Below are 19,922 nucleotides of genomic sequence, written 5' to 3' on the forward strand. Positions count from 1 at the left end.
GTGGTCCTCTCTAAAGTGGGTGTCATGGAACCTGAGGTGCTGCTCGAGGCCGGCGCGGTGAGCCGTTGCCGTCGTCGTGTGCACCTCGAACACGACCCGGCGATGCGCGAGGTGCCGCTGGCCCCGCCGGACCCGTCGGCCGAGCAGCGGATCGCCGACGCGGCCGCGCACCGCGCCGAGATCCGCGACCGGCTGATCGCGGCCAACCCGGGCGCGAGCTGGGTGGTCGTCGACCGGGAGCTGCCGCCGCCGGAGCGGGCCGCCGCGACCCAGCAGGCGATGGCGCAGGGCGCCGACTACATCTGGGGCGCGCTGCTGCCCGCCGACCGGGCCGGCCACCGCCGCGGCGGGTCCGAGCTGCTGGTCCGCGCGGAGGGCGGGTACCTGCCGGTGCTGGTGGTGCGCCACCGCATCACCGACCCGGGCGCGGGCGCGGTCACCACGCCGCCGCACGACCTCGACCCGCGGCACGCGATCCCCGACCCGGCGCGCCGGGTCCGCTCGCACCCGCGTGACCAGATGCGGCTGGCCCACCTGCGCCGCATGCTGGAGGCGCACGGAATGGCGGCGGACCGGCTGGTCGGCGGTGTCATCGGCCTGGACGCCGACGTGGTGCTGTGGCACGACCTGTCCGCCGCGACCTGGCCGAACGGCCGCACGGCGCTGACCGAGTACGACACTCGCTTCGCCGACCGGCTGGCGATCGCCGAGGCCGCCCGCTCCGGTGGGCCCGCGCTGGCCGAGCCGTCCCGCGTGCTGGAGTGCCGCACCTGCCCGTGGTGGCCGACGTGCGAAGTCGAGCTGACCGCGATGCGGGACGTGAGCCTGGTCGTGCGCGGTGAGGACGCGATGGAGCTGCGCCGCGCCGGGGTCTCCACAGTGGACAAGCTCGCCGCGCTCGACCCGGACGACGAGCCGCCGATCATTTGGACGTCCGGGCCGTTCGCCGACGCCGTCGCGCTGGCCAGGGCGTGGCTCGCGGACCTGACGATGGTGCGCCGCGTCCGCGAGGTCGAGGTGGCGCGCGCGGACGTCGAGGTCGACATCGACATGGAGTCCTTCGGCGAGTCCGGCGCCTACCTGTGGGGATGCCTGCTCAGCGGCGCGGACATCGGGGTCGAGCAGGGCTACCGAGCGTTCGTGACCTGGCAGCCGCTGCCGACCGGGGACGAGGCGCGGTCGTTCACGGAGTTCTGGACCTGGCTGCGTGACGTCCGCGAGCGCACCCGCGCGGCCGGCCTCACGTTCCGGGCCTACTGCTACAACGCGATGGCCGAGAACCGCTGGCTCTTCGGCTCGGTCGAGCGGTTCGGCGACCACCCCGGCATGCCTGCCAAGGCCGAGATCCAGTCCTTTGTGGATTCGGATGAGTGGGTGGACCTGTTCCGCAGCGTGTCCGACCAGTTCCTGTGCTCCCGCGGCAAGGGGCTGAAGGTGGTCGCCCCGGTGGCCGGCTTCACCTGGCGCGACCCGGAAGCCGGGGGCGAGGCCTCGATGCGCTGGTACCGCCAGGCGGTCGGCATGGACGGCGGCGAGCCGGACCTGACCCAGCGCGACCGACTGCTGCGCTACAACGAGGACGACGTGCGAGCCACGCACGCCCTGCGCGAGTGGATGACCACGACCGCGAACGGCATCCCGTTCATGGGCGATTTGTAGGCACCACCGCGCGGTGGTGCTTCCCCTGGCGGTGACCAGCCGGCGGGGCTGTGGCGCCGCCTGGTGGCGCTTTCCCTGGCGCTTCTGTTGCTGGTGACCCGCCGACGGGCGTTGACCGCGCACTGCGCGGGAGGCGGCTCGCTCACTCGTGCGCTCACCTGCCTGGGTCGGCGCTATCCCGGTCGCGATTTGCAGCCTGGCTGGGCCTGCGCCATCCCCGCCGTGCGATCCGGGTCTTGGCTCGCGGGCCTGTGCCTGGGCTGTGCCATCGCGGTCTCGGCTCACGGGCTTACCTGCCGGTGCTGCGCCGTCCCGGCCTGAGATGGTGGGCTTCCGTGCCCTGGTTGTGCCCGCACCGGTCTCGGCTCATGGGCCTGTGCCTGGGCTGTGCCATCCCGGCCTCGCCATCCCCGCCGTGCCATCGCGGTCAGCCCGAAGCCTCGGTCACCCGGAGGTAGGCGCTCAACTGCGTGGCGGCCTCCAGCATCGCCACCCCCTGGGCGGTCAGCTTCCCCTGCCACGCCGACAGCGCGTCGGCCAGTGCCTTGGTTCCGCCTGCCGTCCGGATCTGCCGCACGACCTCCGCGATGTGTTCCAGCAGGTAGCCGCCGCGCCGGAGGAGGTGCGCGAGTTCCGCGTCGCGCACGTCGGCCGCCTGGTAGAGGCGGTACCCGGTGGCCGGATCCCTGGTGGGCGAGATGATGCCCGCCTCCTCCCACTTGCGCAGCGTCGCCGGCGTGACGCGGAGCCTCCGCGCCAGTTCGCCGATCGTCCGCGCCGGCCCTTCCGCAACGGACGGGGCTTCGGTCAGGTGCCCGACCGCCTTGCGCACCGAGTCCAGCGTCTCCCGATCGCGCAGCAACTGGGCGTGCCCGCGGTCGACGAGCGTCAGCGCGTGGTCGAGCCTGCCCTCGTGGAGCGCGTTCATGATCTGCCCGGCGATCGCGTGCCCGTGCGCCCGCACCAGCGCCAGGAATGCCCGCAGCGCCGCGGCGTGCACCTCCGTGTAGACCCGGTAGCCGCTGGGCGTGCGGTCGGCCCGCGGGAGGAAGCCGTCCCGCTCGTAGTTGCGCACCGCCTGCGTCGAGATGCCGTGCTCGCGCGCGAGATCCGCCGGTTTCAAGGTGACCACTGGTTGGAGACTTTAGCGCACTCCACCGAGACCAGGTCCAACAAAAGTCTCAACCGTTCTTTCAACGATACGATTGAGGCTCATGGACATTCGAGAACTACTCGCCCCGGACGTCGACTTTCTGGCCTTCGGCGAGCCCGCCCACCTGGAATCGGCCTTCGCCCGGATCCGCAACGAACTGTTCGCCGAGCTGGCCGGTGCGGTCACCGCGATCGCACTGGAGACCGACCGCGTCGCCGCGCTCGCGGTGAACGACTACGTCCAGCACGGCGTCGGCGACCTGGACACGGTGATGCGCGAGGGCTTCTCGCACCGCTTCGGCGAGCTCGACAACAACCGGCGCCTGATCGCCTGGATGCGCGAGTACAACGAGACCGCCGAGCGGCCGCTCGCCTTCCACGGCTTCGACGTCTCCACGGAAATGATGAACGCGCCCAGCCCGCGCACCTACCTCGAGCACGCGCGGGACTACCTGGGCCTCGACCACGACATCGCGGCCCTCACCGGCGACGACGAGCGGTGGAACCGCACGGAGGCAGTGCTGAAGGCGGCCGAATCGCCCGGCGCGACGCCCGAGGCGGACCGGCTCCGCGTGATCGCCGACGACATGCTGGTCACCCTCCACGCCGGCGCGCCGATGCTGATCGCGGCGACCTCACGCGCCGAGTGGGACCGGGCGCGGATCCACCTCACCGCGGGCCTCGGCCTGCTGCGGTACCACCGCCAGGCCGCGGAACCGGTCGACGACAGCGCCCGCTGGACCCGGATGAGCGCGTTCCGCGACGCGATGATGGCCCAGAACCTGCTCGACATCCAGGACGCCGAGCGCGGCCCGGTCCTGGTGTTCGGCCAGAACCGGCACCTGCAGCGCAACGAGAGCCACATGCGGCTGGGCCCGATGGACATGAACTGGTCCAGCGCGGGCGCCATCGTCTCGTCGCTGGTGGGCGAGCGGTACCGGCTGATCGTCGGCAGCCTGGGCAGCAGCAAGGCGATCGACCTCGGCGAACCCGGGCCGGAGACTTTCGAGGGCAGGCTGCAGAGCCGCGTCGACGAGTGGGGTCTGGTGCCGGCGCGCGAGCTCGCTGCCGCGGAGACGCGCACCGACACCAACCCGATGCAGGGCTACTTCCCGCTGGACCAGGCCACGGTCGACGGCGCCGACGCGATCCTGCACGTCACCGCCGGCACCGACACCCAGGCCCTGGTGCTGCGCGCCTAGCGCGGCGCCATCCGCAGCGAGCCGTCCATGCGGATGACCTCGCCGTTGAGGTAGTCGTGCTCGACGATGTTCACCGCGAGCTGGGCGTACTCGTCGGGCCGGCCGAGGCGCTTCGGGAACGGCACCCCCGCCGCCAGACCGGCCCGGAACTCGTCGGAGACCGTGGCCAGCATCGGGGTGTCGATGATGCCCGGCGCGATCGTCATGACCCGGATGCCGTGCGAGGCCAAATCACGCGCCGCGGGCAGGGTCATCCCGGCGACACCGCCCTTCGACGCCGAGTAGGCGACCTGCCCGATCTGCCCGTCGAAGGCGGCGACCGACGCGGTGTTGATGACGACACCCCGGGCGCCGTCCTCGGCGGGCTCGGTCTTGGCGATCGCCTCGGCGGCCAGGGTCGTCACGTTGAAGGTGCCGATCAGGTTGACCTCGACGACCTTGCGGAACAGGTTCAGGTCGTGCCTGCCCTTCTTGGACAGGATCCGCGCGGACGGCCCGATGCCGGCGCAGTTCACCACGACCCGCAGCGGCACCGACCCGCCCGCGGCCTGCTCCACCGCGGCCGCGACCTGGTCACCGTCGGTCACGTCGGCCTCGACGTAGGTGATGCCCTCGACCTTCTCCGCCTTCTCGATCCCGGCGGCGAGGTCCAGCGCGAACACGTGCGCGCCCCGCTCGGCGAGCGCCTTCGCCGTCGCGCCACCGAGCCCCGACGCACCACCTGTGACGATCGCGGCGGTGTCCTTGATCTGCATGAACGGTTCCTTCCGTGGCCGGCCACTCTGCTCTGCACACGAGGTTAACGCTCGTTTGCCCGCGCCCGGCGTGGCCCTCCTCACCCGTCGCGCGACGTACCCGGCGCGGACGACTTCCGTTAGGACTGCGGTCAACTGCGGCTGTCACCGTCGGCAGCATGAGCGGAGCTCGCATCGTCGTGATCGGCACCGGATACGTCGGACTGACCACAGGGGCCTGCCTCGCCGCCCTCGGACACCAGGTGACCTGCGTGGACGTGGACGACGTCAAGGTGGCCCGGCTCGCCGCGGGACGGGTGGACATCCTGGAGCCCGGCCTGGAGGAACTGGTCACCCGGGGGCTCGCCGCGAGAAGGCTGCGGTTCGTCGTCGGGTCCCGCGCTGCGGTGGCCAACGCGGAGGCCGTCTACCTGTGCGTGCCGACGCCGATGGGCGCGGGCGGCGCCGCCGACCTCCGCGCCGTCGAAGCGGTGATCGCCGAGATCGCCGACGTCCTGCCCGCCGGGTCCGCGGTGGTCACCAAGTCGACCGTCCCGGTCGGCACCGCCCAGCGCATCCGCGCCCTGCTCGGCCGCGACGACGTGCCGGTGGTCGCGAACCCCGAGTTCCTGCGCGAGGGCACCGCGGTCGCCGACTTCATGCACCCGGACCGGATCGTCGTCGGCTCCGACGACGAGGCCGCCGCGCGCCGCATCGCCGACCTCTACCGCGACCTGTCCGCGCCGAACGTCATCACCGACGCGGCCAGCGCGGAGCTGGTCAAGTACGCGGCCAACTGCTTCCTCGCGATGAAGCTGTCCTACGTCAACGCGATCGCCGAACTGTGCGAGCGGCTCGGCGCGGACATCGTGTCGGTGACCGAGGGGATGGGCCACGACCGCCGCATCGGCCGGTCGTTCCTCAAGCCCGGCCCTGGCTGGGGCGGCTCCTGCCTGCCCAAGGACACGCACGCGCTGGTGCAGGTCGCCGAGTCCGTCGGGTTCGACTTCTCGCTGCTCACCGCCGCGATCGTGGAGAACATCGCGCAGCGGGACCGGATCGTCGCGAAGATCGCCGGCGCGGTGGGCGGCAGCCTGGCCGCCGCCCGGATCGGCGTGCTGGGCCTTGCGTTCAAGGCCGGCACCAACGACCTGCGCGACTCGCCCGCCCTGTCGGTGACCTCGATGCTCGCCGCGCACGGGGCCGAGGTCACGGCCTACGACCCGGCGGTGCGCGAGGCGCTGCCCGGCATGACCGTGGTCGACGACCCGTACCAGGTGGCCAAGGACGCGGACGCGATCGTCGTGCTCACCGAGTGGGCCGAGTTCACCAAACTGGACTGGGGCTACGTGGCGGACCTGATGCAGGGCGACGGGGTGGTGGACACGCGGAACCTGCTGGAGCCGCGGACCATCACGGACGCCGGACTGTCCTATGTGGGCCTCGGCCGCCCCCGTCCGGCCCGCGTCGCTCTGCCGGGGTGACTCACGGCTGCCAGAGCCAGAACTCGATGCCCTGGTTGTCGATGCAGTCGGCGGTGAGGCCGTACGGTTTGCGGTCCACTTCGGTCACCTGACCGCCGGCCGCTCGGACACGCTCGACCGCGGCGTGCACGTCGTCGACCGCGTACATCAGCTTCCAGCCGACCTGCCGCGGCCCGCCCCACAGGCCGCCTTCCAGGCCAGGCCCCTGGAAACCCCAGGCGCCTTCGACGGATCCCCGGGAGAACTGCCAGCCGAGCACGCTGCCGTAGAACGCCTTCGCGGCCTCGTCGTCGGGGACCTGGAAGGTGAAGTACATGGCCTGGCCGTGCCGCGCGGTGTCCTGTCCGCTGGCCCGGACCGGCGCCTGGGCGAGCAGCCACCGCTGGCCGAACGGGTCGCGGATCGAGCCGGACCGGCCGTGCCCGCGGTCGGACACCGGGTCGAGCACCTGCGCGCCCAGCTCGACGGCGCGTGCCACCGCGGCGTCCACATCGGACAGCTCGATCCGGATGCTCGCCCCGCCCGTGGCCGTCTGGTGCCCGATCTCCGGGAACTCCTCGGCCAGCATCAGGACGCTGTCGCCGATCGCCAGTTCGGCGTGCCCGATGCGGCCGTCCGCCATGACGATGGGGTCGCCGCGGCGTTGCGCGCCGAAGGCTTCGACGTAGAAGTCCAGAGCCCGCCGCGCGTCGGACACGGCGAGGTACGGGGTCAGCGAGTGCAGTTCCGCCCGTGCGGGTGCTTCCGTGCTGGTCATCTCTCCTCCGTTCAACACAGCGCGACGCAGGCGCTCGCGCAGCTCGGCGGCGAACCGCGGATCGGGGGCGACCGGCTGGACCGGGGTGCGGAGTGCGTCGAACGGGTCAGTCATCACGCACCTCCTTCTCCCGGTAGGCGGCCCGGAACGCGGATCGCGCCCGGACCAGCAATGCTTCGGTGGCGTGCACGGTCCGGCCCAGCAGGCGGGCGACCTCCGGCACCGGCAGACCGTCCAGGTACCGCAGCGTCAGCGCGGCCCGGTGGTGCGCGCCCAGCGACTCCAGCACCTCGCGGGCCAGCAGGGCGTCCAGTTCGGCGTCCCACGGGTCCACCGAACCGGCCTCGGACTCGTGCACCACGCGCAGCCCGCGTTCCTCGCGCTCCCGCCGCCGCCAGTGGTCGATCAGCTTGTGCCGGGCCACCCCGATGAGCCACGGCGTGCTCACCGGGGGCGCCCCCGGGTTCCGGCACGCGCTGACGGCGCCGAGGAACGTCTCCGAGGTCAGCTCCTCGGCCACGCCCCGGTCACCGCAGCGCGCGAGCAGGTAGCCGTACACCTCCGGCAGCGCCGTCTCGTAGAGGTCGAGCAGCGCGAAGGCCGGGTCCGGTCGTACCCGCGGTTCGCTCACACCCCCATCGTCGTCCGGGGAGGCGGTTCTCCGACGCCCTTCGCGCGGATTTTCAGCCGCGCGGGTCCGGCAAGCGCCGCGCGGCGACCGCGACGACGGCCATCACGGTCGCCTGCAGGCCGGTGACCAGCAGCAACGCGTCCTGCGCGCCCCAAGTGCCCGCCAGCGCGACGTACAGGGTGCCCATGGTCGCGACGCCCAGCGCGAGCGCGCTCTGCTGGGTCGTGGTGAGCATGCCGCTGCCCGCGCCCGCGCTGTCCGCCGGGACCCGCGACAGGACGACCCGGAAGAGCGTCGGCCCGGCCAGCCCCTGCCCGGCGCCCGTCACCAGCATGCCGGGGACGAGGGCGAGGACCGTGACGTCCGGCCAGGACAGCAGCACGGTGCCGATGAGGGTGAGCAGCCCGAGCACCTGCACGGCCGTGCCGAGCACGATGACGTGACGCCCGAGCCGGGCCACGAACCGGCTGCTGAGCAGCGAGAACACGAGGAACGCGACGGCCATCGGGGCGAGCGCGAGACCCGACGCGAGCGGGCCGAGACGCAGGCCGTCCTGCAGCACGAGCGCGTAGACGAACAGGAACCCGCCGAACCCGGCGAAGAACGGCACGCCGACCATCAGCCCGCGGCGCATGCTCGGCATCCGCGCCAGCGACGGCGGCAGCAGCGGCGTCGCGCCTCGTGCTTCGAGCCGGCGTTCCACGGCGACGAACGCGGCCGCGGCGAACGGGACGGCGACGAGCAGCGCCCAGCACCACGCCGGCCAGCCGAGCGCCTGGCCCTCCATCAGCGGCACGAGCAGCGCGAGCAGGGTCAGGCCGAGCAGGGCGGTGCCCCGGAGGTCCACGCCGAGCGGGTGGTTCGCGCTGGTGTCCGGCAGCAGACGACAGGCCAGCACCAGGCCGAGCAGCCCGATCGGCACGTTGACCAGGAAGATCGGCCGCCAGCCGCCGCCCGCCAGGTCGGCCGACACCAGGACCCCGCCGAGGAGCTGGCCGACGACCATCGAGATGCCGCCGGTGGCGCCGTAGTAGCCGATGGTCCGGGAGCGCCGCTCGCCGGAGGTGGTGGCCTGGATGATCGAGAGCACCTGCGGCACCACCAGCGCGGCCGCCGCGCCCTGGACGACGCGGGCCGCGACCAGCACGCCCGCGTTCGGGGCGAGCCCGCAGACCAGCGAGGTCAGGGTGAACGCGGCCAGGCCGAGGGAGAACACGCGGCGGTGGCCGAACGCGTCGCCCAGCCGCCCGCCGACGACCAGCAGCAGCGCGAACGCGAGGCCGTAACCGGCGACGATCCACTCCAGCGTGGCGGCGGTGGTGTGCAGGTCGGCATTGATGGTGGGCAGCGCGACGTTGACGATGTACAGGTCGATGGGCGCCAGCGCCGCCCCCAGGAGCACGGTGGCGAGCCCACCGCGGGTGAGTGCCAGCCGGGTCTCGGCCGGCGCCAGGGTTGTGGTCATGGTTCCACGGTGGGCTCCCGCGGAGCCTGGTACCAGATAGCGTTGATCCAGGTACCGGGACTACCTGGTAACAGGATCGGGCGCGTGCCAGGCTGGCACCATGACCACCGCCGTGCGCATGTCCGCCGACGAGATCCGCCGCGCCGAGCTGGCCGCGTTCCTGCGCAGCCGCCGGGAACGGATCTCGCCCGAGCAGGTCGGCCTGCCCGCGGGCGGCCGACGCCGCACACCCGGGCTGCGGCGCGAGGAGGTCGCCCAGCTCGCCGGGGTCGGGGTCACCTGGTACACGTGGCTGGAGCAGGGCCGCGACATCCACGCGTCCGAGCAGGTGCTCACCGCGATCGCGCGGACCCTGCAGCTCGACCAGCACGAGCGCAGCCACCTGTTCACCCTCGCCGGCGCGCCCGAGCCGCCGATGGAGAAGGACTGCAAGGTCGTCACGCCGCAGATCCGAGCGATCCTCGACCAGCTGGAGCCGTTCCCCGCGGCGGTGCAGAACGCGCGCACCGACATCCTCGCCTACAACCGCACCTACGACTGGCTGATGGACGTCGGGAGTGTGCCGGTCGAGGAGCGCAACTCGATGCTGCTGGCCTTCACGAACCCGCGGTGGCGGGCGAGGCTGCGGGACTGGGAGGACGGCCTGCCGCGCTCGGTGGCGCAGTTCCGCGCGTCGATGGCCGAGCACGTCGCCGAGCCGGGCTGGAAGGCGCTGGTCAAACGCCTGCGACGGGAGTCACCGGAGTTCGAGGCGATCTGGAACCAGCACGACGTCCAGCCGATGCGGAACCTCACGAAGTGCTTCGTGCACCCCGAGGCGGGCCTGCTGAGCTTCGACTACACGCACCTGTGGTTCGGCCGCCGCTCCGAGGTCCGCCTGACGACCTACACCCCCGCGGACAGCGAGACGGCCGCGAAGCTCGCGGCCCGCTGATCTTGCGGAACCGGCGGCCGTACCAGGGCGGGCCGCTGACCGAGGTCGAGATCGATGATGAACGACGCGGAATGGGCGGCCGCGAAGGAACGCTTCCCGATCGGCTCGGCGGTGGCGGCCGTGGTCGCCGATCACCGGGACCGCAACCGGCAGATCCAGCTCCGGGTGGGGCCGCCCGTGTGGGAGAAGACCGGGAGTGCTCGGGCCTGACGCTGCCGCACGAGGAGCAGCTCGTCCGGTCCGCCTCGTGGCGTGCCTGCCCCTGCCGAGAAGACCCGGCCGAGAAGACCCGGCCGTGGGGACCGCTCGAGCCGCCGCACAACCAGATGCCGGCCCAGGCGGCCGCGCGCCTGCCCTGACCTCGCGCGTACCGCCCGAGTCGTAATCCAAGAGCCGCTCTTCGACGGACGCGCTGCGCGGCCGTCTGCCGTAGCTTCGGGGGCGTGCGTGACCCCCGCCGGTGGCCGGCCCCCGTGGACGTGGTGCTGACCCTCGTCCCGCTGGGGTTCGTCCTCGGGACGACCACCGTGGCCGGCCGGGTGCAGCACCACCCGCTCGACCTGACCGGCTACCTGTGGCTCACCGCGGCCGCGTTGCCGTTGTTCGCCGTGCGGCGGGCGCCGTTGCCGGTCTTCGTCGTCACCGCCGCGCTGACCTGGGTCTACTACAGCACGGACCACCCGGGCGGCCCGGCGGTCGTGGTGCCGACCATCGCGCTGTTCGTGCTCACCCGCGCCCGTGGACCGCTCGTCGCGGGCATTGCCGGGTCGGCCGTCATCCTGGCCGGGCTGGTCGTCTACTTCGCCCGCGGCGGCGAACTCGTGCTCGACGCCCGCGCCGGGCTGTTCGTCGTCTGGCTGGTCGCCGTCCTCGGCATCGGCACCGCCGTCCGCAACCGTGTCGCGGCCAGGCTCGCCGCCGAGCAGGAGGCCGCCGAACGGCAGTCCCGCCTGGCCGAGCAGGAGCGGCTGCGCATCGCCCGCGAGGTACACGACGTCGTCGCCCACAGCCTGGCCATGATCAACGTCCAGGCCGGTGTCGCGGTGCACGTCGCGGACCGGCGGCCGGACCAGGCCGTCGCCGCGCTGCAGGCGATCAAGGAGGCCAGCGCCACCGCGCTCGCCGACCTGCGCGCCACCGTCGCCGTGCTGCGCTCCGGTCAGGGCCTCGGGCCGGCGCCCAGCCTGAAACAGCTCGGCGAACTGCTCGACCACACCCGCGCGACCGGCCTGACCGTCCGCGTCCACGGCTCGCCCGGCGACCTGCCCGCCCCGGTCGACGGCGCGGCCTACCGCATCCTGCAGGAGTCGCTCACCAACGTCGTCCGGCACGCCAACCAGCCCCGCACCGTCGACATCCGCTTCGCCCGCCGCGACGGGCAGTTCCGGCTCGTGGTGCGGGACGACGGCCGCGGCGCGGAAACCCCCACCGTCGGCAACGGCCTGCGGGGGATGCAGGAACGCGCCGCCGCGCTCGGCGGCAAGGCCGAGGCCCGCGCGGTCGACGGCGGTTTCGAGGTCCGCGCGGAACTACCCCTGGAGGAGACATGATCCGCGTCGTGCTCGCCGACGACCAGGCGCTGGTGCGCGCCGGGTTCCGCGTGCTGCTGGAGACCGAGGACGGGTTCGAGGTCTGCGGCGAGGCCGCAGACGGTGCGCAAGCGCTTGCCCTGGCGCGGGAACACCGCCCGGACGTGGTGGTCATGGACATCCGGATGCCCGGTGTCGACGGCCTCACCGCGACCCGCGAGATCACCGGCGACCCGGACCTGGCCGAGGTGAAGGTGCTGGTCCTGACCACCTTCGACGTCGACGAGTACGTGTTCCAGGCGCTGCGCTCGGGCGCCAGCGGATTCCTGCTGAAGGACACCGACCCGGTCGAGCTGCTCCGCGCGCTACGGGTGGTCGCCGCCGGGGAGGCACTGCTCGCGCCGACCGTCACCCGCAGGTTGATCAGCGAGTTCGTCGGCCGCCCGGAGAACCGGCGCATCGACGCCGGCGCGGTCCAGCGGATCACCGACCGGGAACGCGAGGTGCTGGCGCTGGTCGCGGGCGGGCTGTCCAACGACGAGATCGCCGCGCAGCTGGTGATCTCCACGGCCACAGCGCGCACGCACGTCAGCCGCATCATGACGAAACTCGGCGCGCGGGACCGCGCCCAGCTCGTCGTGCTCGCCTACGAGTCCGGCTTGGTCACGCCGCGTGGCTCACGGTGACGCAGCACGGCCACCAGCCGCACCAGGAACACCACGGCGATCAGGCCGACGAGGCCGATCTGGATCCACATCCGCGCCTCCTTCCCGTGCCCGATGCTCTGCCTGGTAGGCGCACGGAGGTGGGAGGAGGTTGCGTGACACGCCGAACTCACCCGTTGGGGGTGACCGGCTCACCTGCGAGGATGCGCGTCAGCGACCAGACGCGGTGCGGGTCGAGGTCCACCGGGCGGGGCGCCGGATCGGGCCGCAACCGGCTCAGCAGGACCTGCTGGACCAGCGCGGTCGGCACGCCGCGGGTGGCCAGCCGCCGCCAGAAGACGTGGTCCTCCAGGCCGTCGGCCAGCGGGTCCTCGGTCCAGCCGCCGAACGACTCGACCAGTTCGCGGCGCACCAGGTACCCGCTGCCCAGGTAGGGCAGCTCCGCCAGCCGCTGCTCCTCCGGGGGCAGCGCGGCGACCAGTCCTTCGACCGGGTCGGCGACGGGGCAGTGCACCACGTCGACCTCAGCGGAGGCGGCGACCAGCCGTTCCAGCAGCCGGCGCGAGGCACGCAGCCCGCCGTCGAGCACCAGCAGCCATGGCGCGGCCGAGCGCTCCAGCAGCCGGTTGCGCGTGTACCCGCGGCCCAGCGGCAGCTCGTGCCGCAGCAGGTCGGCGGGCCGGGGGCGGGGCCGCGGCGCGACACCGTCCTCGCCGACGAGGATGCGGCGCGGCAGCACGGTGCCGGCGAGCAGGTCGCGCACCAGCGGGTCCGGATCCGGCTCGCCGGGGCGGCGGACCAGCAGCACGTCCACCTCGGCCCGGTCGGCGTCCGGGAACACCGTCGGCGCCGCCGACGGCAGCCACTCCACGCCGGACGTGCGGCGCGCGTCCACCGTCTGCTGGCCCATGCGGGTGGCCAGCGGCGGGTTCTCGGCCGGCGCGCCGAGCGACCGGGTCCCGGCGAACCGCACGTCCCAGGAGGGGGTGTCGATCGCCAGCGGCCGCGGCTCGTCGACGGCTGTGGTCTCGGCGAGCGGCGGGCTCGCGGGCACGCCGGGGGAGGCGGTCAGCACCCGCTCGGCCAGTTCGACGAGCGTCTTCGCGGACGCCAGCGGGTCCAGCGCGGTGCGCACGAACTCGTACCCCGCCATCCGCAGGTCCCGTTCCCGTTGCGGGTCGGCGGCCAGCGCGGCGGCCGCCGTGCCCAGCGACTCCGGCCGCGTCACGACCAGGTGCGTGCCGGACACCAGCGGCGCGAGGTCCGTGGACGGTTCGGTCAGCACCACGCAGCCGTTGCACAGCGCCTCCAGCACCCGCACCCACTCCAGCGCCCGCGACCGCTCGCGGTGCAGGTTGAGCAGGAACCGCGAGTTCGCCAGGTGTGCGAACTTCGCCTCGCCGGGCAGGAAGTCGACCCGCTGCGGGCCCATCGGCTCGTGCGGCGGGGTGAGCAGCCGGACCCGCAGGTCGGCGAGGTCGCCGGCGTAGGACGCGAGCAGCTTCGACCGGCGCCGTTCCGCGGTGCCGAGGTAGGTCACGTCGATCTCGCGGGCGCTGTCCGGGTCGCCGCCCCACGCGTCCCACAGCGGCGAGTACCCCAGCTGGAAGTGCTCGACGGGGATGCCGCGGCGGCGCAGTTCGGCGGTCGAGTCGTGGTTGATGTCCACCGCGCCGGCCAGCCCCGGCAGCAGGGCCGCGCTGCGCTCGAAGGTCGCCGTGCCCGGATGCTCGACGCAGAAGGCGATGGTGCGGCGGCGCTGCTCCTCGGTCGGCTGGTCGGCCTCCGGGGTCACCACGAAGTACTCGTGCGGCACCACGACGTAGACCGTGTCGGCGTCCGCGTCCGGGAAGCGGCCGGTCGCGGTAGTCGCGTGGAACCCGGCTCGCCGCACCGAATCGGCGACCACCTCCAGCAGCTCCGCCATGAATCCGGAGCCGCCGGTCGCGGACACGAAGCAGAGCTGCGCGGTCATGAAGTCCGCCGCCGCACGGCCCGCAGCGGCGCGGTGACCCGCCAGCTCACCGTCGCCCGCGTCGCGTCCAGTTCCCGCGCCAGCTCGGCGGCCCGCTGCTCGGCGGCGAGCGTGCCGCTCTCGGTGAGCGGCGCTGCGGCCTGCGCCGCGCCGGACAGCTGCAGCTCGGCGTCCAGCAGCCGGAGCCGCAGCCGGTCCCGTTCGCCGCGGGTCTCGGCCAGCTCGGCGCGCAGCGAATCCCGTTCGGCGCGGGCGACCAGCACGTCCCGCGCCAGCGCGTCGGCCTGCTCGGCGCGTTCGGCGACGCCGGCCAGCTTCTCGACCTGCTTCACCAGCTGGTCGCGGTGCCTGGTCAGCTCGCGGATCTGCAGTTCGGACTCGCGCAGCTCGGTGCGCAACCGCTCGCGCTCCTCGGTGAACGCGACCCGCTCGGCCCGCAACCGCGTCAGCTCGGCGCGCACCGCGCCGGGAAGCTCGTCGGTCATCCCCGCTCCTTCACCAGTTCGGTGAGCACGTCGGCGTACTCGGCGGCGTAGCCGGCCGGGTCCAGCCAGCCGTGCAGCTTCTCGTAGGCGTTCGCGGCGATCGCGCGCCGCCGGTCCGCCGGGGTGTCGAGAGCACGCAGCAACGCGACGGTGAGCGCGTCCGCGTCGTTGGGCTCGAACAGCCAGCCGCTGTGCCCGTCGGCGATCATCTCCCGCGCGCCGAACACGTCGCTGGCGACGACCGGCAGACCGCAACACACGGCCTCCAGGATCGAGCGCGGCAGCGACTCCACGTCAGAGCTGTTCACGAACAGGTCCGCGGCCTCGAACCACGGCGCCGGGTCGCGCTGGATCGGCACCAGGTCGACCCAGTCCCGCAGCCCGGTCCGCTCGGTGAACTCGGCCAGCGCCAGCCCGTACGGCGACGGGTGGTGGCCGACGATGCTCAGCCGGATCCCCGGATGCGCGCGGCGGACCCGGTCCATGGCGCTGATCAGCAGGCCCTGTCCCTTGCGCGGTTCCAGCACGCCGACGTTGAGCAGCAGCGTGGTGTCCTCGGGGATGCCGAGTTTCCGCCGCGCCGCGCGACGGTCGCGTTCGGACACCTGGCCGCCGTAGGTGACCATCGGCGTGCCGTAGCGGATCGTGCGGCAGCGCGCCGAGGTCGAGAACGGCAGGAACATCTCGCGCGTGGCGTCGGCGACGAACAGCAGCCGGTCCGCCTCGCGCAGCGTGCTCACCCAGCGCTCGCGCACCGGCGGCAGCAGGCCCGCCGGACCCCAGTTCTGGTAGGAGAAGTCGTTCAGGTCGAAGCTTTCGTGCAGCACCCACGCGGTCGGCAGGCCGGCGCGGATCGCCGCGTCCGCGCCGGGGAACGCGCCGAGCGTGTTGACCAGCGCGACCGAGGCGTCGGTGCCGCGCGCGAACTGGGCGAGCTCGGCGATGTGCCCTTCGTAGGAGGCGACGTCGTGCACGCGGTACGGCGAGGTGAGGTGCACGTCGATGCCGCGCGCTTCGCAGTCCGCGCGCAGTTCGCCGTCGAGCTGGGTGACGACCGTGATGCGCCAGCCGTGCCGGGTCGCGAGCCGGTCCAGCAGCTCCTGCAACCACAACTGCCCGCCGCCGACCGCGAGGCTGTGCGTGAACACCAGCACGTGGCGCGGATCCGTGCCGCCACGCGGCCGCGCCAGCGCCTTCCTCGTGCGGTCGGCGAGCTGCGCGGCCAGCGCGACGTCGGTGTCCTCGGCCGCCGGGTTGGACAGCACCACCTCGCGCGCCTCGGAGGTCCACTCGCCGGACAGCTCGCCGCGGACGCGGATCCGCACCGACAGGGCACGGTCCTCGCCCGCCGGCAGGTCGATGGGCACGCGCGCCTCGAACCCGCTGACCCCGGCGTCCGGGAAGTCCGGCAGGTGGTCGGCCACGTCCGGCCGCGGCAGGCGGGTGCGGGCGCGAACCGGCTCACCGCCGTCGACCAGGACCTCGACCAGCGACGGCGCACGCGAGTCGAGCAGCACCCAGCCACGCACGAACACCACGTCGCCCTGCGGGTTGTCGCCGTGCTTCGGGGTGTCGATCTCGTACAGCCGCAGCGGTTCCTCGTCGCCGAAGCGGCCGACCTCGACCACGGCGCCGGTCAGCGCGTCGCCGTTCGCGGCGCGGACCACGACCTCGTGCCTGCCGGTCGGCACCGGGTCCGGGGTGCGGATCAGCAGACCGGTCGTGCCCGGCGGTTCGGTCCCGGTGTCGTGGCGCCGCACCTCCGCCTCGGACCCTCCGATGTGGACGGTCACGGTCTCGCCCGCGGTGACCCAGCCGCGCAGCTCGAACAGGTGCCCCACCGGCCGTCCCGGCCGCACCAACCCGGCCGCTGTGTTCATCGTCCCGCCTTCAACGTCTCTTCGGCGTCCTTGACCAGGATCAGCACGTCCTGGTGGCCGTCCCAGCCCGCCTCGACGTACCCGGCGAGGCGCAGCCGCGGGGTGAGGACGTGCCCGGTCACCCACTCCGGGGTGCTCAGCGAGATGCCGTACCCGGGCTGGCCGGGGTAGTCGGCGTAGCCGAACCCGTGGTCACGGTAGTCCGCCAGCACCCGGGCGTGGTCCGCGGCCGTCAGGCCGTACTCGCCGCCGTTGGCCATCCGCCACGCGACGCGGCGGCCGTGCGTGGTGACCACCGCGACCCCGCCCGGCGCGAGCGCGCGCTCGAAGTAGCCGAGCAGCGCGTCCCACGCCGCGATGTCGAGGTGGGTCAGCACCGAGCCGGACCAGATCAGGTCGATGTCGCTGACCTGCGGGATCTCCTCGATGCGCACCGACGCGGGCAGCCCGGTCGCGCCGAAGAACCGCACGCAGTGCTCGACGCCGTCCAGTTCGATGTCGGAGGCGACGAGTTCGGCGTCCGGGAAGGCGGCCCGGAACGTGCGCAGCACCCGGCCGTAGCCGCAGCCGAAGTCGAGCACCCGCCGCGGCGCGGGCCGTCCGGCGGCCTGCAGCCCGTGCAGGCACGCCCGCAACGCCTGCCCGGCCACCGCGAAGTAGTGCTCGGTGTTGCCGCGGAACATCGAGTCGCCGGACGCGATGATCCGGTCCACGCGGGCCATCGTGCGGGCGACCTGCGCGTCCAGCTCGGTCGTGGCCGGGGTGTGCCGCGTGGTCTCCTCGGCGAGACGGCGGCGCCAGGCCAGGCGCATCGCGTCCCGCTCGTGGTCCAGACCGGGGCCGGAGGTGACGCCGCAGCGCCGGATCGCCTGGAACTCCGCCTCCCGCTCGGCGGCGGCGTCGACGAACGCCGTCGGGCGCTCGAGCAGGACGCCGAGCCAGGCAGCCAGGTCCCGCACCGTCGTGCCGGGCGCGGCGCCGGCCCAGCCGGCCCGGGCGAGTTCGTCGGCGAGCAGCAGCAGGCCCCGGTCGATCACCTCGTCGGCGGTCGTCCCGGCGCGCTCCCACTCCAGGTCGATCGCCTGCGGCGGGTCTCCGGCCAGCACGTTCGACGGGATCAGATCCCACGACGGGTTCGCCCGCACCAGATCCGCCCACGCGGTCAGCAGCTCCGCGGCCCGCCACGGCTGCTCGGTCAGCACCTCGGGCAGCGTCGGGGCGTCGACCACGACGTCCGTCCACTCGCGCACCGCGACCGGACCCGGTTCCTGCGGCAGCAGGGGAGTGCGGCGGATCTCGTCACCGACCACGTCCGCCCGGGTGCACCAGCGGGCCGCGCGGTCAGTGTTGAAGTAGGTGGCGAGCACGTCGTCCGGCCAGAGCCGGGCGGCGGGTTCGTCCGCCGAGGCGAGGAACAGCAGGCCGTCCACGGTGTCCAGGCCGAGACCGCCCTCGACCATCTCGGCCCAGCGCTCGTCACGGCCGGACAGCTCCACCGCGAGCCGCGGGTGCCGGTCGAGCAGTTCGGCGGTGATGACGGCGCGGGTGATCCGGTGACCGGGGAGGCAGCCGAGGACCTTGTGGACGGTCAGCCCGGCCTCGGCCAGCCGCCGTTCCCAGTGGCGGCGCGACTGCCCGCCCGGCCTGCCAACGCCCAGCCGGTTCGGCACCGCGAGGCACAGCACCCCGCCGGGCTTCAACCGGTCCGCGTGCTCGACGTCGGACGCGACGACCAGGTCGTACCGCTCGCCGGGGACCTCGTCCAGCACGCGCACCCCGGGCAGGTCGGCGGTGCGGGCCCGGACGGCCTCCGCGTGGACCGCCCCGACGGCGTCGACCCGCGCCACCTGCTCGCCGAGGTACCGCGTCACCGCGCCGTGCCCCGCGCCCACTTCGAGCACGTGCGCGTCCGGCGGCAACCGGAGCGCCCGCAACGCGTTGGCCCGGCCGTGGTCGAGCTGGTCCCGCTCGCCCGGCGCGAGTGCCGCGAAGTGCAGCTCGTCGGACAGCGCGGAGTGGTCGGCGGCGTTGCGGATGATCTCGGCGACCAGGTCGCTCACGATCAGCCCACCGGATAGGGCAGCAACATCGAGCGGACGGTCCGCTGGTAGGCGCCCGACAACGCGGCCTCGTCGGCCAGGTCGCCCTGCGTCACGTTGACGCGGATCAGGTTCTCGCCCGACACCCAGGTGGCGCGGTACACGATCGGCGAGGCGACGAGCTTGTGGAACACCACCTGCGGCGGGATGTTCGGCAGCTGGTCACTGATCAGCACCAGGCCGTTGCGCACGTAGTACTGGCGCAGCTGGCCGGCGAGCGCGGTCGCGGTGGCGGAGCTGTCCAGCGGGATGACCGTCACCGAGATCTTCTCGTTGCCCGGGCCGCTGGCGTCCGGCTGGCGCTGCGAACCGCGCCAGGCGACCTCGTCGACCGAGCGGCTGCTCAGCAGCGTGGCCTCGCCCTCGTCCATGATCCCCAGGTCGACCAGCCTGCTGACCGGCAGCAGACCGCTCTGGCCGTCCGCGGTGCCCTCGGTCGGCGGGATCTTGTCCAGCAGCGCCTGGTTGGGCGAGTTGCTCGCGGCGCTCGAGGTGGGTGGCGCCTGTGTGGTTGTCGGGCCGGCCTGGTTGTCGTCACCGCCGGACGTGGTCAGGAAGATCGTCAGGCCCGCGGCGACCAGCACCACGACGACCGCGACGGAGATCCAGACGGCCTTGCCCTTGCCCTTGGCGGGCTTGTCGTCGAAGGCCTCCGGTCCCTGCGCGACCGGGCTGATCGGCGGGAAGTCCGAGCCACCCCACGGCGGGCTCGCGTCGGATTCCGGCGCGTTCCACGGCTGCTGCACCGGCTGCGGGCCGGACTGGGGGAACCCGGCGGGCGGGGAGGCCGGGAAGCCCGCGGGCGGCGACTGCGGCGCGGGCGGGTTGGCGACGTACTGGGTGCGCTCCGGGTCCACCGGCGGCCTGGCCTGCCAGTTCGGCGAGACGGCCTGCGTCGGCTCCGCGGAGAAGTTCTGCGGCTGCTGCTGGGGCGGCTGCGGCGTGCCCTGCGGCGGGCTGATCGGCGCGATCACCTGCGTCGAATCCGCGGAGTTGTCCTGCTGCTGCGGCGTCGGCTGTTGCTGGGGTGCCTGCTGCTGCGGCTGGGCCGCGCTGTCGCTGTAGGACACCGCGGACGAGAGCACCTGGTCCCGGCGGACGCGGTAGTCGTCCGCGGAGAGACGTCCCGAGGCAAGCTCTTCGTCCAGCTTGCGCAACTCCTCCTGCCAGGACACCCGGTAGCCCCCTAATCTGCTCTGGACGAGGCGGAACGCGTCCGCCGGATAGCGCTACGGTGACGACGCACATTGTGCACGCCTACCCTGCTCATC

At 73.3% G+C, this 19,922-nt stretch carries 17 protein-coding genes; 7 read left to right on the forward strand and 10 right to left on the reverse strand.

Annotated features, from left to right (window positions below; all coding sequences use genetic code 11):
• Nucleotides 1–24 precede the first annotated feature (24 nt).
• Nucleotides 25–1,659 carry a TM0106 family RecB-like putative nuclease gene (locus ACCP09_RS27855; protein ID WP_378337022.1) on the forward strand — a complete coding sequence of 545 codons (1,635 nt, stop codon included), beginning with the start codon at nt 25–27 and terminating at the stop codon, nt 1,657–1,659.
• A 427-nt stretch (nt 1,660–2,086) separates the two neighbouring features.
• On the opposite strand, the gene ACCP09_RS27860 is transcribed toward ACCP09_RS27855, so the two are convergent.
• Complete coding sequence (locus tag ACCP09_RS27860; protein ID WP_433751540.1) at nt 2,087–2,791, reverse strand: TioE family transcriptional regulator; 705 nt, start codon at nt 2,789–2,791, stop codon at nt 2,087–2,089.
• Between the two features lie 82 nt (nt 2,792–2,873).
• Here ACCP09_RS27860 and ACCP09_RS27865 point away from each other — a divergent pair, with 82 nt between their 5' ends.
• Nucleotides 2,874–4,013, forward strand: coding sequence for an erythromycin esterase family protein (locus ACCP09_RS27865; RefSeq protein WP_378365060.1), 1,140 nt, complete (start codon nt 2,874–2,876; stop codon nt 4,011–4,013).
• On the opposite strand, the gene ACCP09_RS27870 is transcribed toward ACCP09_RS27865, so the two are convergent.
• Nucleotides 4,010–4,768, reverse strand: a complete 759-nt coding sequence (locus ACCP09_RS27870) for an SDR family NAD(P)-dependent oxidoreductase (protein WP_431903479.1) — start codon at nt 4,766–4,768, stop codon at nt 4,010–4,012. The genes ACCP09_RS27865 and ACCP09_RS27870 overlap by 4 nt on opposite strands.
• A 158-nt stretch (nt 4,769–4,926) precedes the next feature.
• Between ACCP09_RS27870 and ACCP09_RS27875 the strand changes: the two genes are divergently transcribed.
• The gene (locus ACCP09_RS27875; RefSeq protein ID WP_433751543.1) at nt 4,927–6,231 is read left to right on the forward strand and encodes a UDP-glucose dehydrogenase family protein; all 1,305 of its coding nucleotides are present in this window, start codon (nt 4,927–4,929) and stop codon (nt 6,229–6,231) included.
• A 1-nt stretch (nt 6,232) separates the two neighbouring features.
• On the opposite strand, the gene ACCP09_RS27880 is transcribed toward ACCP09_RS27875, so the two are convergent.
• Genes ACCP09_RS27880 through ACCP09_RS27890 form a run of 3 tightly spaced genes read right to left on the reverse strand, consistent with a single transcriptional unit; the run spans nt 6,233 to nt 9,084 of the window.
• Complete coding sequence (locus ACCP09_RS27880; protein WP_378334473.1) at nt 6,233–7,102, reverse strand: VOC family protein; 870 nt, start codon at nt 7,100–7,102, stop codon at nt 6,233–6,235.
• The gene (locus tag ACCP09_RS27885; protein ID WP_123684317.1) at nt 7,095–7,619 is read right to left on the reverse strand and encodes an RNA polymerase sigma factor; all 525 of its coding nucleotides are present in this window, start codon (nt 7,617–7,619) and stop codon (nt 7,095–7,097) included. Before ACCP09_RS27885 ends, ACCP09_RS27880 begins: the two co-directional genes overlap by 8 nt.
• Nucleotides 7,620–7,671: 52 nt before the next feature.
• The gene (locus ACCP09_RS27890) at nt 7,672–9,084 is read right to left on the reverse strand and encodes an MFS transporter (RefSeq protein WP_433751545.1); all 1,413 of its coding nucleotides are present in this window, start codon (nt 9,082–9,084) and stop codon (nt 7,672–7,674) included.
• A gap of 100 nt (nt 9,085–9,184) precedes the next feature.
• Here ACCP09_RS27890 and ACCP09_RS27895 point away from each other — a divergent pair, with 100 nt between their 5' ends.
• The 4 genes from ACCP09_RS27895 (at nt 9,185) to ACCP09_RS27910 (ending at nt 12,233) form a co-directional block, all read left to right on the forward strand.
• Nucleotides 9,185–10,018: a helix-turn-helix transcriptional regulator gene (locus ACCP09_RS27895; protein WP_027933102.1), complete on the forward strand. Its 834-nt coding sequence runs from the start codon at nt 9,185–9,187 to the stop codon at nt 10,016–10,018.
• A 54-nt stretch (nt 10,019–10,072) separates the two neighbouring features.
• Nucleotides 10,073–10,228: a hypothetical protein gene (locus tag ACCP09_RS27900; protein ID WP_433751547.1), complete on the forward strand. Its 156-nt coding sequence runs from the start codon at nt 10,073–10,075 to the stop codon at nt 10,226–10,228.
• Between the two features lie 263 nt (nt 10,229–10,491).
• Nucleotides 10,492–11,568 carry a sensor histidine kinase gene (locus ACCP09_RS27905; protein WP_433751593.1) on the forward strand — a complete coding sequence of 359 codons (1,077 nt, stop codon included), beginning with the start codon at nt 10,492–10,494 and terminating at the stop codon, nt 11,566–11,568.
• Nucleotides 11,565–12,233 (forward strand): response regulator, encoded by a 669-nt coding sequence (locus tag ACCP09_RS27910; RefSeq protein ID WP_027933099.1) that lies wholly within the window; start codon nt 11,565–11,567, stop codon nt 12,231–12,233. The genes ACCP09_RS27905 and ACCP09_RS27910 overlap by 4 nt, the downstream gene beginning before the upstream one ends.
• A gap of 148 nt (nt 12,234–12,381) precedes the next feature.
• Here the strand turns inward: ACCP09_RS27910 and ACCP09_RS27915 are convergent, their stop codons facing one another.
• From ACCP09_RS27915 to ACCP09_RS27935, 5 genes are read right to left on the reverse strand one after another with little or no spacing between them, the layout of a single operon-like run.
• Nucleotides 12,382–14,187: a glycosyltransferase family protein gene (locus ACCP09_RS27915; RefSeq protein WP_433751549.1), complete on the reverse strand. Its 1,806-nt coding sequence runs from the start codon at nt 14,185–14,187 to the stop codon at nt 12,382–12,384.
• Complete coding sequence (locus ACCP09_RS27920; RefSeq protein WP_433751551.1) at nt 14,184–14,672, reverse strand: hypothetical protein; 489 nt, start codon at nt 14,670–14,672, stop codon at nt 14,184–14,186. The genes ACCP09_RS27915 and ACCP09_RS27920 overlap by 4 nt, the downstream gene beginning before the upstream one ends.
• Nucleotides 14,669–16,552 (reverse strand): glycosyltransferase family 4 protein, encoded by a 1,884-nt coding sequence (locus ACCP09_RS27925; protein ID WP_433751553.1) that lies wholly within the window; start codon nt 16,550–16,552, stop codon nt 14,669–14,671. The genes ACCP09_RS27920 and ACCP09_RS27925 overlap by 4 nt, the downstream gene beginning before the upstream one ends.
• Complete coding sequence (locus ACCP09_RS27930) at nt 16,549–18,612, reverse strand: methyltransferase domain-containing protein (RefSeq protein WP_433751555.1); 2,064 nt, start codon at nt 18,610–18,612, stop codon at nt 16,549–16,551. The genes ACCP09_RS27925 and ACCP09_RS27930 overlap by 4 nt, the downstream gene beginning before the upstream one ends.
• 2 nt (nt 18,613–18,614) lie before the next feature.
• Nucleotides 18,615–19,826 carry a hypothetical protein gene (locus ACCP09_RS27935; RefSeq protein WP_433751557.1) on the reverse strand — a complete coding sequence of 404 codons (1,212 nt, stop codon included), beginning with the start codon at nt 19,824–19,826 and terminating at the stop codon, nt 18,615–18,617.
• Nucleotides 19,827–19,922: the final 96 nt, after the last annotated feature.

Origin of the sequence: Amycolatopsis sp. 3B14, assembly GCF_050958625.1 — a bacterium.
In the GTDB taxonomy this organism is placed as follows: domain Bacteria; phylum Actinomycetota; class Actinomycetes; order Mycobacteriales; family Pseudonocardiaceae; genus Amycolatopsis_E; species Amycolatopsis_E thermoflava.